14 protein-coding genes are annotated in these 14,633 nt (G+C 67.4%); 7 read left to right on the top strand and 7 right to left on the bottom strand.

Annotated features, from left to right (window positions below; genetic code table 11):
* On the bottom strand, positions 1-614 hold a 614-nt coding region (locus tag NS2_RS26520; RefSeq protein WP_033090104.1), incomplete at its 3' end, for a TetR/AcrR family transcriptional regulator.
* A gap of 125 nt (positions 615-739) precedes the next feature.
* Between NS2_RS26520 and NS2_RS26515 the strand changes: the two genes are divergently transcribed.
* The 3 genes from NS2_RS26515 (at position 740) to NS2_RS26505 (ending at position 2,994) form a co-directional block, all read left to right on the top strand.
* Positions 740-1,510 (top strand): SDR family NAD(P)-dependent oxidoreductase, encoded by a 771-nt coding sequence (locus NS2_RS26515; RefSeq protein ID WP_036547823.1) that lies wholly within the window; start codon positions 740-742, stop codon positions 1,508-1,510.
* Between the two features lie 345 nt (positions 1,511-1,855).
* Positions 1,856-2,575, top strand: coding sequence for a hypothetical protein (locus NS2_RS26510; RefSeq protein WP_143161242.1), 720 nt, complete (start codon positions 1,856-1,858; stop codon positions 2,573-2,575).
* 131 nt (positions 2,576-2,706) lie between these two features.
* Positions 2,707-2,994, top strand: coding sequence for a hypothetical protein (locus NS2_RS26505; RefSeq protein ID WP_143161241.1), 288 nt, complete (start codon positions 2,707-2,709; stop codon positions 2,992-2,994).
* 103 nt (positions 2,995-3,097) lie between these two features.
* On the opposite strand, the gene ilvC is transcribed toward NS2_RS26505, so the two are convergent.
* From ilvC to NS2_RS26490, 3 genes are all read right to left on the bottom strand, one after another.
* Positions 3,098-4,111, bottom strand: coding sequence for a ketol-acid reductoisomerase (gene ilvC, locus NS2_RS26500; RefSeq protein ID WP_033090089.1), 1,014 nt, complete (start codon positions 4,109-4,111; stop codon positions 3,098-3,100).
* A 62-nt stretch (positions 4,112-4,173) separates the two neighbouring features.
* Positions 4,174-4,677: an acetolactate synthase small subunit gene (gene ilvN / locus NS2_RS26495; RefSeq protein ID WP_033090088.1), complete on the bottom strand. Its 504-nt coding sequence runs from the start codon at positions 4,675-4,677 to the stop codon at positions 4,174-4,176.
* 73 nt (positions 4,678-4,750) lie between these two features.
* Positions 4,751-6,706, bottom strand: coding sequence for an acetolactate synthase large subunit (locus NS2_RS26490; protein WP_045438999.1), 1,956 nt, complete (start codon positions 6,704-6,706; stop codon positions 4,751-4,753).
* Between the two features lie 374 nt (positions 6,707-7,080).
* Here NS2_RS26490 and NS2_RS26485 point away from each other — a divergent pair, with 374 nt between their 5' ends.
* The 3 genes from NS2_RS26485 to NS2_RS26475 all read left to right on the top strand — a co-directional run bounded on the left by NS2_RS26485 (position 7,081) and on the right by NS2_RS26475 (position 9,805).
* A complete protein-coding gene (locus NS2_RS26485) occupies positions 7,081-7,503 on the top strand; it encodes a PH domain-containing protein (RefSeq protein ID WP_052086852.1) in 423 nt (140 codons plus the stop codon).
* 143 nt (positions 7,504-7,646) lie between these two features.
* Complete coding sequence (gene ilvD, locus NS2_RS26480; protein ID WP_071344474.1) at positions 7,647-9,488, top strand: dihydroxy-acid dehydratase; 1,842 nt, start codon at positions 7,647-7,649, stop codon at positions 9,486-9,488.
* A gap of 17 nt (positions 9,489-9,505) precedes the next feature.
* The gene (locus NS2_RS26475) at positions 9,506-9,805 is read left to right on the top strand and encodes a hypothetical protein (protein ID WP_033090086.1); all 300 of its coding nucleotides are present in this window, start codon (positions 9,506-9,508) and stop codon (positions 9,803-9,805) included.
* A 63-nt stretch (positions 9,806-9,868) separates the two neighbouring features.
* Here the strand turns inward: NS2_RS26475 and NS2_RS26470 are convergent, their stop codons facing one another.
* Positions 9,869-10,738: a DoxX family protein gene (locus tag NS2_RS26470; RefSeq protein ID WP_033090085.1), complete on the bottom strand. Its 870-nt coding sequence runs from the start codon at positions 10,736-10,738 to the stop codon at positions 9,869-9,871.
* Between the two features lie 199 nt (positions 10,739-10,937).
* On the opposite strand from NS2_RS26470, the gene NS2_RS26465 reads away from it, so the two are divergent.
* Positions 10,938-12,086: a PQQ-dependent sugar dehydrogenase gene (locus NS2_RS26465; RefSeq protein WP_045438996.1), complete on the top strand. Its 1,149-nt coding sequence runs from the start codon at positions 10,938-10,940 to the stop codon at positions 12,084-12,086.
* Positions 12,087-12,167: 81 nt separating this feature from the next.
* Here NS2_RS26465 and NS2_RS26460 read toward each other — a convergent pair whose 3' ends face one another.
* A complete protein-coding gene (locus NS2_RS26460) occupies positions 12,168-12,983 on the bottom strand; it encodes a MerR family transcriptional regulator (protein WP_033090084.1) in 816 nt (271 codons plus the stop codon).
* A gap of 113 nt (positions 12,984-13,096) precedes the next feature.
* Positions 13,097-14,614, bottom strand: coding sequence for an Asp-tRNA(Asn)/Glu-tRNA(Gln) amidotransferase subunit GatB (gene gatB / locus NS2_RS26455; RefSeq protein ID WP_033090099.1), 1,518 nt, complete (start codon positions 14,612-14,614; stop codon positions 13,097-13,099).
* Positions 14,615-14,633 lie beyond the last annotated feature (19 nt).

Here is a 14,633-nt window from a genome sequence, read left to right as displayed (position 1 = left end):
TGTAACTCACGCAGGCATCGCCGAACCAGATCGGTGGGTGAACCCTTACCTTCGGCTGGGCCATCCGTCGCTGCCCACAGCTCCAGCGCCACACGTACTGCACCGGCGGCTGCCGCCGCGGTCAGGCGGATGCGGAATGGATCCGCTTGGGGCCCTGCCAATTCCGTCAGGATGCGGTGGAGGTCGCGTTCGGATTCGAGGTTGATGCGGTGCCAGATCGCCCGGAGAACCGGGTCGGTGTCCATCGCGCGAAGCAGTCCCTTCGTGATTTCGAGGTCGTCGTGGTCGTCATGAGGGGTCATGGAGGCGGCGGCTGCGGCTTCGAACTCGGAGAGGGTGGGGAGGCGGTGGGGGCCTTCGGCTATTTCGGCGAGCCAGCGTTGGGCGCCGGCGGCGAGTAGGGGCTCGACGGATTCTTCCTTGGTGCGGGCGTAGCGGTAGAAGGTGCGGAGGGCTACGCCGGATTCGGAGGCTATTTGGTCGGCGGTTACCGCGGAGGTGCCGTGGGTGGCGAAGAGGCGGGCTGCGGTTCGGGCTATTTCCATGCGGGTTTCGGATTTGCGGCGTTCCGCCAGGGATGGGCGGCGGGGTGGGTTTTGGGGTTGGGCGGACATTTCACCTCCTTTGAGCTGGGGATTGCAGGTTGATCCTAGTCGACGGGATGCCATGATGGCATGATGTGCCATGTAGGCGTAGCGTGTCATTCAGAGGCTGGAGTATTAGCTAAGGAGATTTCGCGATGGAGCGGTTCGACGGGCGTCGAGTAGTGATCACGGGGGCCGGGTCCGGGATCGGGCGGGCCACTGTGCACCGGATCCTGGCCGAGGGTGGGCAGGTTGTGGGTGCGGATGTGAATGAGGCGGGGCTGGCGGAGGCCGCCAAGCAGGCCGCCGAGAATGGGAATGGGGATCGGCTCACCACGCTGGTGATCGATATCGCCGATGAGGAGTCGGTGCAGGGCGGGGTCGCGGCGGCGGTAGAGACGCTCGGTGGGATCGATGCGTTGATCAATGCCGCGGGGATTCTGCGGTCGGCGCATACGCACGAGATGCCGTTGGCTGATTTCAACAGGATCATCACTGTGAATCTGACGGGTACCTTCCTGATGATTCGAGAAGCGTTGCCGCAGTTGCTCGCTTCGGAGAAGGGTATGATCGTCAACTTCACCTCGACTTCGGCGTTCTTCGCGCACCCGTACATGTCCGCGTATGCCGCCTCCAAGGGCGGGATCATGTCGATGACTCATGCGCTGGCCGCGGAGTACTCCAAGCAGGGGCTGCGCGTGGTTGCCGTTGCGCCGGGGTCGATTTCGAGTGACATGACCGACGGCAAGGGGCCGGGGCTGCCCGCGGATGCCGACCTCAGCCTGTTCATGAAGCTGGCTCCGGGGATCGGGCAGGGGTTCGCTTCGCCGGACACCGTTGCGGGTGTGGTGGCCATGCTCGCGTCCGATGACGGGGCGTTCATCACCGGTACCGAGATTCGGATCGACGGCGGCACGCACTACTGACAACCGCAGTGCGAACAGCCCCTCGGGAGACTTCCCGAGGGGCCTTTGTCGCTTTCGTGCCCACTTCGCACGTTTCGTGATCTACGACATAGTGCATGCCATAGGGTTTGACGGATATTTCCGCGACAGATCTACTGTCACGTGGTCGCGCTCACACCCAGCGCGTCGTGGGCGACCGATGCAAGACCGTAAGGGGGGTTGGCCCATGTCGTCGATACCGGCAATTGTCTACCGGCACAACGACCTTGCGGCTTCTCATTCCCGATCTTCCAGCACTGCCATACCGGGTCACCGATCCCGTGGTGCTCGAACGTTGTCGCGTACAGGAAAGGTTGGGCTTCATCCATGGCGAAGCACCGTAGGCAGACGGTAACCCAGCGCGTATTGTTGCGCGCCGCCGTCTCCGCCATCCCGATGACCGCGGCGCTGGGCATCAGCGCCGTGGCCCACGCCGCGCCGCAACCCGGTGTGACCCAGCCGGATCCGGGCTCCCCCAATTCCGGTGGCGCCCAGCCGGGCGTCACCGTGACCCCGCCGACGCCTCAGCAAGTCTCGCCGCAGGACGACGCGCACGGCGTGGCGCCGCAAAGCGATTACGCCCCCACCCGGCCGGACCCGAAGCGCGACTATTCCCCCGCTCCGATCCAGCCGGGCGACCTGCACGCACCGACGGCGACCCCGGACATAGGCGTGATCGTCCCCACCAACCCGCGCGAACTGCGCGCCGGTGATCTCACCGCCATCGCCCCGGACTTCCTCAGCGACGACCAGGTAGCCCAGATCAACAGCGCCCTCGCGGGACCCGAAGCCCAGATCTCCCAGTTCACCCGCTCCATCGGTGTCGCCCCCAGCCGCTCGGACCATATCGCCGCGGGAGCGTTGGCCGGAGCCGCCGGCGGCGCCCTCGTCGGTTGCATCGCGGGCGCGGCCATCGCGACCCTCCCGGCGGGCCCGCTGGCTCCGATCATCGCCCCGATCACCGCACCGCCCGGATGTGTGATCGGCGGCGTGGTCGGCCTGGCGACCGGCGCCGTCCTCGGCGCGGGAGCGGGCGCGCTGATCTGATCTCGGCGCCCAAGCTGTGCAATGGGTTTCAGGGTTGCTCAGGGCGTGAGTCATACGTCGGGATCATTCGGCCCTGAATTCACAGGGAATCCGTTTCGCGAACGCATGGTTGTGGGGCATCGTGTGTGACCATGAAGTCGACTTCTCTACGCCGGACCGCCGCCCGAGTGGCCGCCGCCGGTGCGATCGCCCTGATCCCCCTTGCCGCAGTGACGATTCCGGCCTCCGCCGATATTCCGCTGGACAACGCCCCGGGTGATGTGTCCTGGCCGCATCACCCGCACCCGAACAACGGGTGGTGGGACCGCGACGACCGGCATCACCCGCGCGATCACGATCGCGACGACTGGGACCACGACGACTGGAACCGCGGCAACTGCTGCTGGCGCAATGCGCTGCCGCCCACGGGCAGCTGGTAGCCCGCACCACCGAACCTCGCGCGTACACCCCCTTCACGCGCGAAAAGCGAAGGCCCGCCAGGGAATCCCTGGCGGGCCTTCGCGCTGTGAAAAGCCGGAAACCTTAGGCGGTTTCGGTGATCGGGCGGTCGACCCAGCTCATCAGGCCGCGCAGCTTGGCGCCGGTGACCTCGATGGGGTGCTCGGCGTTGGCCTTGCGGAGGGCCTCGAGCTCCTTGTTGCCGCCCTCGACGTTGGCGACCAGGCGCTTGACGAAGGTGCCGTCCTGGATGTCGGTCAGGATGGCCTTCATGCGCTCCTTGGTGCCGGCGTCGATGACGCGCGGGCCCGAGAGGTAGCCACCGAACTCGGCGGTGTCGGAGACCGAGTAGTTCATGCGGGCGATGCCGCCCTCGTACATCAGGTCGACGATCAGCTTGAGCTCGTGCAGCACCTCGAAGTAGGCCATCTCCGGCGCGTAACCGGCCTCGACCATGACCTCGAAACCGGTCTTGACCAGTTCCTCGGTGCCGCCGCAGAGCACGGCCTGCTCACCGAAGAGGTCGGTCTCGGTCTCTTCCTTGAAGGTGGTCTTGATGACGCCCGCGCGGGTGCCGCCGATGCCCTTGGCGTAGGACAGCGCCAGCGCCTGGCCCTCGCCGGTCGGGTCCTGGTCGATGGCGATCAGGGCCGGAACGCCCTTGCCGTCGACGAACTGGCGGCGCACCAGGTGGCCGGGGCCCTTGGGGGCGACCATGCCGACGGTGACGTTGGCCGGAGCCTTGATCAGGCCGAAGTGGATGTTGAGGCCGTGGCCGAAGAACAGCGCGTCGCCGTCCTTCAGGTGCGGCTCGATGTCGTTGGTGAAGATCGACGCCTGCGCGGTGTCGGGCGCGAGGACCATGATGACGTCGGCCCACTCGGCGACCTCGGCCGGAGTACCGACGGTCAGACCGGCTTCCTCGGCCTTGGCACGGGACTTCGAGCCCTCCTTGAGGCCGATGCGGACGTCGACGCCCGAGTCGCGCAGGCTCAGCGAGTGCGCGTGGCCCTGGCTGCCGTAGCCGATGACGGCGACCTTCTTGCCCTGGATGATCGACAGGTCAGCGTCGTCGTCATAGAACATCTCGACTGCCACTGTGGTTCCCTTCAGATTGTTTTGGTTAGAAAGAAGTTATCTGCCAGCGGTTATCGCTGGACTTATCGGGTAGCGGTGATCGACTTGGGGCCGCGGCCCACGGCCACGACACCGGACTGCACGATCTCCCGGATACCGTACGGCTCCAGCATGCGCAGCAGCGCGTCCAGCTTGGAGCGGGTGCCGGTGGCCTCGATGGTCAGCGCGTCGGGCGACACGTCGATCACCTTGGCGCGGAACAGGTTCACCGACTCGATGACCTGGGTGCGCACGCTGGCGTCGGCGCGCACCTTGACCAGGATCAGTTCGCGGGCCACCGAGGAGTCGGAATCCTGCTCGACGATCTTGATCACGTTCACCAGCTTGTTCAGCTGCTTGGTGACCTGCTCGAGCGGCAGATCCTCCACCGTCACCACGATGGTCATGCGCGAGATCTCCGGGATCTCGGTGCCGCCGACCGCGAGCGACTGGATATTGAACCCGCGGCGGGAGAACAGCGATGCCACGCGCGCCAGCACGCCCGGCTTGTCCTCCACCAGCACGGACAGGGTGTGGGTGGTGGTCATGCTGCGTCCTTCTTTCCGGACCGAGCGGGGCCCTCCGTGGTTATGCTGCGCTGCCGCCTACGGGCCTGACCGCTCACTCCGGGGTCCCCTTCTGGGAGGCGCGCTCGTGCGCTGCGAGCGAAGCCTTCTCGTGCGACATGGCCTCGTGGATGACGGCGGGCTCGGAGGCCGACTCGTCGTCGTCGAACAGCGGGCGGATGCCGCGCGCGGCCATGATCTCGTCATTGGACGTACCGGCGGCGACCATCGGCCACACCTGCGCGTCCTTGCCCACGATGAAGTCGATCACGACCGGTCGGTCGTTGATGGACTGTGCCTCGCGGATCGCGGCCTCCACGTCCTCTTCCTTCTCGACGCGGATGCCGTGGCAGCCAAGGGCTTCGGCCAGCTTCACGAAGTCGGGAATGCGCAGGGTGTGGGTGCCCAGGTCGGTGTTGGAGTAGCGCTTCTCGTAGAACAGCGTCTGCCACTGCCGCACCATGCCCAGGTTGCCGTTGTTGATCAGCGCGACCTTGATCGGCACGCCCTCGACGGCACAGGTGGCCAGCTCCTGGTTGGTCATCTGGAAGCAGCCGTCACCGTCGATGGCCCAGACCTCGCGGTCCGGCATGCCCATCTTGGCGCCCATGGCGGCGGGCACGGCGTAGCCCATGGTGCCCAGACCACCGGAATTCAGCCAAGTGCGCGGCTTCTCGTACTTCACGAACTGCGCGGCCCACATCTGGTGCTGGCCGACGCCCGCGCAGTAGATCGCGTCGGGACCGGCCATCTGGCCCAGCTTCTCGATCACGAATTCCGGCGAGAGCGAACCGTCGGAGGGGGTCTTCCAGCCCAGCGGGTAGCTGTCGCGGATGCCGCTCAGGTAGTTCCACCACTCGGTCAGATCCAGCAGCGGGGCCTTGCCCGACGCGGCCGGGTCGGCCTTCAGCGTCTCGATGAGCTCGCTGATGACCTCGCGGCAGTCACCCACGATCGGCACGTCCGCGTGGCGGTTCTTGCCGATCTCGGCGGGGTCGATGTCGGCGTGGATCACCTTGGCGCCCACCGCGAACGAATCCAGCTGGCCGGTGACGCGGTCGTCGAAACGCGCGCCCAGAGTGATCAGCAGATCCGAACGCTGCAGTGCCGCAACGGCTCCCACGGTGCCATGCATGCCGGGCATACCCATGTTGAGGGTGTGCGAGTCCGGGAACGCGCCGCGCGCCATCAGGGTGGTGACCACCGGGATGCCGGTCAGCTCGGCCAGTTCGAGGAGTTCCATGTTGGCGTCGGCCTTGATGACGCCGCCGCCGACGTAGAGCACGGGCTGCTTGGCGTCCATGATCATCCGGGCGGCCTCGCGCACCTGCTTGCCGTGCGGCTTGGTGACCGGACGGTAGCCGGGCAGCTTCATCTCCGGCGGCCAGGAGAACGTGGTCTGCGCCTGGAGGACGTCCTTCGGGATGTCGACCAGGACCGCGCCCGGGCGGCCGGTGGCGGCCAGGTGGAACGCCTCGGCGATCATGCGCGGGATGTCGATCGGGTCGGTGACCAGAAAGTTGTGCTTGGTGCACGCCATGGTGATGCCGGAGATGTCGGCTTCCTGGAAGGCGTCGGTGCCGATCAGCGAGCGGCCGACCTGGCCGGTGATGGCCACCAGCGGCACCGAGTCCATCTGCGCGTCCGCGATCGGGGTGACCAGGTTGGTCGCACCCGGACCCGAGGTGGCCATGCACACACCGACCTTGCCGGTCGCCTGGGCGTAACCGGTCGCGGCGTGACCCGCGCCCTGCTCGTGACGCACCAGCACGTGGCGGACCTTGGTGGAGTCGAACAGCGGGTCGTAGACGGGAAGAATCGCACCGCCGGGAATACCGAAGACCGTGTCGACGCCGAGCTCCTCGAGGGAGCGAACGACGGACTGCGCGCCGGTGACCCGCTCGGGCGGGACCTGGCGGCGGTTCGGGGTCGCGGCCGGAGCCGCGGTCGGCTGGGCCGTAGGCGCGGGCTTGCGGGCCGAGGGCCCGGGCCGTGCGGTAGGTGCGCTCACCGTCTTGGTTCCTTACTGCTTGTCGTTCCAGTTCATGGACTTGCCTGAACACAAAAAAGCCCCCGACAGCCAGGTGGCTGTTCGAGGGTGGCGCGTCGCAGCTGCGAGCTGACGTAAATGACCTACAGTCGTCGGCTCAGCGCTGTACGCGCCGGCCGATTACGAGAAGCTCGGTTCGATTCACGCGCTCGACGGTAATTGCGCGCTGGTCGTTCAGTCAAACAGCTGACCTATTGGGTCCCATTATGTGAGACAGTGCGGTTGATCGGGTCCGTTCACCGTGATGCAAGGATATGGGTGTGTCCTCACAGCATCAGTCCGTGCCACCTGCTCGATCGTCCCACACGCCCGAGTCCGAATCGGACGCGGGTCGCGTGATCCGCATTCCCCGGCTCGCTCACCTCGGGGTGTTCATCCTGCTGTTCTGCGTGGCCTTCCCGTTCTTCGGGTGGCCGCAGGTGCTGTGGATCCTGTTCCTCATCCCGGCCGCGGTGGTGGTCTGGATCGAGCGGACCCGCACGACCGTCTCGGACAATGGGATCGACACGCGCACCCTGTTCGGCTCGCGGCACATCGACTGGGCCGAGGTGAAGGGGCTGCGCATTCCCGAGCGGGGTTATCTCCAGCTACACCTGGCCGACGACTCCGATGTGACGCTGCCCGCGGTGAGCTACCAGCGGCTCGCGGATCTGGTCGAGGCATCGAACGGCCGCATCCCGGACCCCTTCGCCGAACCAGAGGAAGAGGCCGAGCCCATCAAACCCACCGAGCCCGAGGCCGAATCCGGCGCGTCGTAAGCGTTTCGGGGGTGCAGAGTTTCTACCGGCGGTGATCGAGGTCATGGCCCGGGAGTAACGTTGAACCCCGCTGGAGAACGTCGCGAGACGTATTTCTGCACAGTCGCCACAGCCCACTGCGACACGAACCGAGGACCTGACCAATGCCACCGCTTCGCTCACGCACCACCACCGCCGGCCGCAATGCCGCGGGCGCTCGCGCCCTCTGGCGCGCGACCGGTCTCACCGACTCCGACTTCGGGAAGCCGATCGTCGCCATCGCGAACTCGTACACCCAGTTCGTACCCGGCCACGTGCACCTGAAGGACGTCGGCGAGATCGTGGCCGAGGCGGTGCGGGCGGCCGGTGGCGTGCCGCGTGAGTTCCACACCATTGCCGTGGACGACGGCATCGCGATGGGACACGGCGGCATGCTGTACTCGCTGCCCTCGCGCGAGATCATCGCGGACTCCGTGGAATACATGGCCAACGCGCACACCGCGGACGCGCTGGTCTGCATCTCCAACTGCGACAAGATCACCCCCGGTATGCTGAATGCGGCCATGCGGCTGAACATTCCGGCCGTGTTCGTCTCCGGTGGTCCGATGGAGGCCGGTAAGGCCGTGGTCGTCGGCGGTGTCGCGCAGGCCCCGACCGATCTGATCACCGCCATCTCCGCTAGCGCCTCGCCGAACGTCTCCGAGGACGGGCTCACCGAGGTCGAGCGCTCCGCCTGCCCGACCTGTGGCTCGTGCTCGGGCATGTTCACCGCGAACTCGATGAACTGCCTCACCGAGGCGCTGGGTCTGTCGCTGCCGGGCAACGGCTCCACACTGGCCACCCACTCGGCCCGCCGCGCCCTGTTCGAGAAGGCCGGACGGGTGATCGTGGATATCGCCACCCGCTGGTACCGCGACGACGACTCCTCGGTGCTGCCGCGAAACGTGGCCAACGCCAAGGCTTTCCACAACGCCATGGCCCTCGACGTGGCCATGGGCGGCTCCACCAACACGGTGCTGCACACCCTGGCCGCCGCGCAGGAGGGTGAGATCGAGTTCGATCTGCAGAGCATCGACGAGATCTCGCGTCAGGTGCCGTGCCTGTCGAAGGTGTCGCCCAACTCCGACTACCACATGGAGGATGTGCACCGCGCCGGTGGCATTCCGGCCATCCTCGGCGAGCTGCGCCGCGCCGGTCTGCTGCAGACCGACGTGACCACCGTGCACACCGCGTCCTTCGACGAGTGGCTCGACACCTGGGACATCCGCTCCGGCAAGGCTTCCGAGGAAGCCTTCGAGCTGTTCCACGCCGCGCCCGGCGGTGTCCGCACCACCGTGCCGTTCTCCACCGACAACCGCTGGTCCTCGCTGGACACCGACGCGGTCGGCGGCTGCATCCGCGACAAGGAGCACGCCTACACCGTCGAGGGCGGGCTGTGCGTGCTGCGCGGGAACATCGCTCCCGACGGCGCGATCCTGAAAACCGCCGGCATCGACGAGGATCTGTTCACCTTCGAGGGCCCGGCCGTGGTGGTCGAGTCGCAGGAGGAGGCGGTCTCCAAGATCCTGGGCAAGGAGATCCAGCCCGGCGATGTGGTCGTGGTCCGCTACGAGGGCCCCTCGGGCGGCCCGGGCATGCAGGAAATGCTGCACCCCACCTCGTTCCTCAAGGGCGTCGGCCTGGGCAAGGTGTGCGCGCTCATCACCGACGGCCGCTTCTCCGGCGGCACCTCGGGCCTGTCCATCGGCCACATCTCCCCCGAGGCGGCCAGCGGCGGGTCCATCGGCCTGATCGAGAATGGTGACCGCATCCGCATCGACGTGCACACCCGCGCGCTCGAATTGCTGGTCCCCGAAGAGGTTCTCGCGGAGCGCCGCGTGAAAATGGAAGCGTCCGAACGGCCGTGGCAGCCGGTCAACCGGGAGCGCCCGGTCACGACCGCGCTGCGCGCCTACGCCGCGCTCGCCACTTCCGCCGACAAGGGTGCCGTCCGGCGCGTGCCGTAAGTCAAGAAAGCAAGGGAATGACAATCGAATACATCGGCAAGGCCGACACCATGCTTGCCGAGTACACGGCCATGCTCGCACGGTCGGACGCTCGCAATGCCGAGGCGAAGACGCTGCTCGCCGAGGCCGAGGAGCTGGCCGCGGAAGTGCGCCACCTGGAATCGACGGAGTTCATGATGACTCCGGACGAGATCGTGCAGAGCAATGCCCACAAGGCAATGCTCACCCAGCAGATCGACGTCAAATCGGGCCGGGTGCTGCAACTCCATCAGGAGACCTTCCAGGAATGGGAGTCCTGGACGGCTCGCCAGTACTGACGACAGAGACGAAGCGGCCGGGACGATCTCCAGATCGTCCCGGCCGCTTCGTCCTCGGTCTGCTCAGTTGAACGGGCCGACGGCGGCCAGCGGGTTGCCGCCGTGCAGGTAGACGTACACCAGGATGGCGGTGACCACCGCGGCCACGAACGCCGCCAGCGAACCCAGGAACGGTCGCGACGACCAGCCGCGATTGCGGTCCAGGGACAACCGGCCCGGGCCGGTGAGGATCAGCACGGTGGTCAGCCCGACCAGGATGGATTCCAGCTCCACCGAATTCCCCTTGGCGGAGTACTGGAATCCGGGCACCATGCCCTGCTTCCACATCCACGCGTCGAGGATGACCGCGAGCAGCGCGCCCGAGGCCAGCGGGGTGGCCAGGCCCAGCGCGACCAGCACGCCGCCGCCGAGTTCACCGGCGATGAGCATGGGCGCGGCGATGTCGACGTGCTGCCAGCCGCCGTTCTCCATGGCGGTCTTGATGCCGTCCAGGCCCGGACCGTGGAACCAGCCCGTGGCCTTCTGCAGGCCGTGGTAGACGAAGGTGCCGCCGATGACCAAGCGCAGCAACAACAGTCCCAGGTCCAGGGTGCCGCGGCGGTCGTCGCGGCGGCGCGAGCGGCCGCCGTTGCCGTCGGCCGGGGTGGGCGCGGGCGGGATGCTGGCGAAGGAGTAGGTCGGCGACGGCTCGGTGGTGGTGTTGGCAGCGCCCGGGATCGCGTTCTTGACCTGCGAATCGAGCGGGACCTCCGGATCCAGGCCGAGTTCCTCGTCGGTGCGGGGCAGTTTCTCGGTGGTCTGGACGCCGACCGGGGTGGCGATCTGTTCGGTCGGCGAATCGAAGGGGCTGCGGACCGGTGCACCGGCCGGTCGCGGCATTGCGGGCGTGGTATCGCCCGCCTCAGCGGACGGCTCGGTCGGCTTGTCTGTCACGCGGGCCAGACTATTAGCCGAAAGGGCGCGACACACAGCAGAACACGGGCGTGTCCACTGTCCGATTCGCGCCGGGGCGGCATCCGATCGGCGCGACGGCGGGATCCGATCGATATCGGGGCGGACTCCGCCCATCGGTTCCGAACTCTGTGCCACCCCGTCCGAGCGGCGGCGGCGGGTTTTCCGTAACGTCTCAACCATGAGTGTGGTTGCCGGTGGCCGTATCGGGGTGGGTGCGCGGAACATCGTGCTGGGCGTGACGCTCGGCGCGCTAGTGCTCTCCGGTTGCAGCCGCTTCGACGATCGGGCGTCGAGCCCGTTCACCACCGAGCCGACCTGGCAGGACGCCCAGCCCAGCACCACCCCGCCCAAGGGCCCCAGCAAGACCGGCAAGCGACCGGATCTGCCGTGCGTGGATCCCTCGACCCTGGTGGTGGTGTCGTGCCTGGACACCACGTCCGGGCTGGTGGCGCTGCCCGACGGCAGCAGTGCGCTGGTGGCCGAGCGCACCACCGGGCGGATCCTGAAGGTGGTCGCCACCGATGACGGCGAGCCGCCCGCGCCCGTGGAGGTCGCCAAGGTGGAGGTCGATCCGGCCGGGGACGGCGGGATCACCGGGCTCGCGCTCTCCCCCACCTTCGGCGAGGACGGGCTGATCTACGCCTACGTCACCACCGCGACCGACAACCGGGTGCTGCGCATCCCCACCTCCGGCGGCGCGCCCAAGCCGATTCTGACCGGAATCCCGAAGGGCCTCAACGGGAATCGCGGTTCCCTCGACTTCCTGCGCAACCGCCTGCTGATCCTCACCGGCGACGCCGGGGACCCGGCGCTGGCGGCCGACAACAACTCGATGGCCGGGAAGCTGCTCAGCCTCGACTCCCCCGTGCCCGGCGCGACGACCGCCGATCTGGTGGTGACCGGCATCGGCGTGGCGGGCGGGGTGTGCACCGACGGCAAGGATTCCATCTGGATCACCGACCGCACCGTCACCGAGGACCGGCTGCAGCGGGTTCAGCCCGACGGCTCGGTGGTGAAGGCGTGGACCTGGCCCGACCATCCGGGTGTGGCGGGCTGTGCGGCCGCCGCCGACGGGGTGGCGATTTCGCTGACCAATCAGAAGGGCCTGGCGATCGCCATGGCCGACAAGAACACTCACGCCGTGACCGCGGCGCCGTCGGTGCTGGGCCAGGACAAGTACGGCCGCCTGGATGGCGTGACGCTCGGTGGTGACGGCTTCATCTGGGTCGGCACGGCCAACAAGCCGGACGGCAATCCCAATCAGTACGACGACCGCGTCGTGCGTATCCCGCCGCCGACCTCGGGCGAGGGCAGCGGACCGGACTAGTCAACGGTTTTCACCGCGGCGCACGGCAATCGCTGTGCGCCGCGGCGCTTTCCGGGGTGGTCCGCGAGGTACCCGGGGCGATCAGGCGACCGGCATCTGCAATTCGACGACCCATTCGTCGGAGGTCGGGTCGTCGGGGGCATTGAGGTAGACCTCGCGAATGGGAGCGTTGGGGCCGTAGCCGTTTTCGTCGGCCCAGCGCCCCATGGCCTCGAAGGACACGCACAGGTCCGCCAGCTTGCCGCGATGGGCCAGGGTGGCGGCGCGCGGAACCTCGGGCAGCAGTAGCAGTTCGAAGGCGCTGCCGGGTTCGGCGGTGCCGGTGACCTGGTGCGCGACGTGTACGCGCAGGCCCTCGTCGAGTTCCTCGTAATAGACGATCGGCGCGCCGGTGATGGTGAGCCCGGACTCCGGGATCAGCTTGCCCAGCTTGCCGTAGAGCTGTTCGATGATCGGCGCGACCGCGGCTTCGCCGGATTCGGCCGCCACGTCGCTCATTTCGGCGACCAGCGTGGCGGACAGCGGCTTCACGATGATTTCCTGCTCGGACATGACGCCCTCCCTTTCGATACGCAGGAGCCTCGCCTCGACACTGGCCAGCCGCGCGGTGTCCGCGGCCACCTGGTTGGCCAACTGGGCGCGCCGCAGTTGCAGCATGCCGTGCAGTCGATCCGCGGACAGCTGCCCGTCGAGCAATTCGGCCACCTGATTCAAGGTGAAGCCGAGATCTTTCAACGCGACGATGCGATTGAGCCGTGAAAGCTGTTCGGCCGCATAGAACCGATAGCCCGAGCACGGATCCACCTCGGACGGCGGCAGCAATCCGATCTCGTCGTAGTGGCGCAGCATCCGCACCGACACCGACCCGAACCTGGCGAAGTCTCCAATACTGAACATGACTCCTCCAGCCTCGGGCCTCACACGGTGTGAGGGTCAAGCCCATGATCGCTGAAAGGAATCGGGGCGCACGGCAAGTGCCGTGCGCCCCGATTCGGATCGTTATCCGGTGATCAGCCTTCGACGCCGCAGGCGGCGAGGACGAGTTCGCGGACGCGGGCGGCGTCGGCCTGGCCGCGGGTGGCCTTCATGACGTCGCCGACGATCTTGCCCGCGGCCTGGATCTTGCCGGAGCGGATGCGGTCGGCGATGTCGGGGTTGGCGGCCAAAGCCTTTTCGACCTCGGACTGGAGGGCGGAGTCGTCGGAGACCATGCCCAGGCCCTTGGATTCGACGATCTGGGCGGGTTCGCCCTCACCGGCCAGGACGAAGTCGACGACCTGCTTGGCGACCTTGTTGTTGATGGTCTTGGCCTCGACCAGCCCGGCCACCTCGGCGACCTGCTTGGGGGTGATGGGCAGGTCCTCGAGGGCTGAAACATTGCGCTCCTTGGCCTTTTCGGTCAGGTAGGCGACCCACCAGGAACGCGCGGCGTCGACCGAGGCACCCGCGTCGACGGTAGCGATGATCAGGTCCAGCGCACCGGCGTTGACCAGGTCGCGGAACACCTCGTCGGACAGGCCCCAATCGGCCTGGATGCGAGCGCGGCGCAGCCACGGGTACTCCGGAATGGTGCCGCGCAGCTCCTCGACCCAGGCGGCGTCGGGCGCGATGGGCTCGAGGTCGGGCTCCGGGAAGTAGCGGTAGTCCTCGGCGGTCTCCTTGATGCGCCCGGGCGAGGTGGTGCCGTCGGTCTCGTGGAAGTGGCGGGTCTCCATCAGGATCTCGCCGCCCGAGGCCAGCACCGCGGCCTGCCGCCGCATCTCGAACCGCACCGCGACCTCGACGCTCTTGAGCGAGTTCACGTTCTTGGTCTCGGTGCGGGTGCCGAATTCCTTGGCGCCCTTGGGCATCAGCGAGACGTTGGCGTCGCAGCGCAGCGAGCCCTGCTCCATCTTCACATCGGAGACGTCGAGCGACTTGAGCACCTCGCGCAGCGCGGTCACGTACGCGCGGGCCACCTCGGGAGCGCGCTCGCCCGCGCCCTCGACGGTCTTGGTGACGATCTCGATGAGCGGCACGCCCGCCCGGTTGTAGTCCAGCAGCGAATGCGAGGCGCCGTGGATGCGGCCGGTCGCGCCACCGACGTGCAGCGACTTGCCGGTGTCCTCCTCCATGTGGGCGCGCTCGATCTCGACCCGGAAGGTCGAGCCGTCATCGAGCACCACATCCAGGTAGCCATCGGTGGCGATCGGCTCGTCGTACTGGCTGATCTGGTAGTTCTTCGGTTGGTCCGGGTAGAAGTAGTTCTTGCGCGCGAACCGGCCCCACGGGGTGATGGAGCAGTTCAGCGCGAGCCCGATGCGAATGGCCGCCTCGACGGCCTTCGCGTTCACCACCGGCAACGAGCCCGGCAGGCCCAGGCAGACGGGGCACACCTGGGTGTTGGGGTCGGCGCCGAATTCGGTCGGGCAACCACAGAACATCTTGGTCGCGGTGCCCAGCTCGACGTGTACCTCCATGCCGAGCACCGGGTCGTACCGGTCGATGACATCGGAGTAGTCCATCAAGTCCACGGTCGCTGCGCTCATGCGCTCCATCCTATTTAGT

It is taken from the genome of Nocardia seriolae NBRC 15557 (assembly GCF_007990715.1).
Lineage (GTDB): Bacteria > Actinomycetota > Actinomycetes > Mycobacteriales > Mycobacteriaceae > Nocardia > Nocardia seriolae.
Note: the sequence above shows the minus strand (reverse complement) of the source record. Positions and strands in the feature narration are given on the sequence as shown.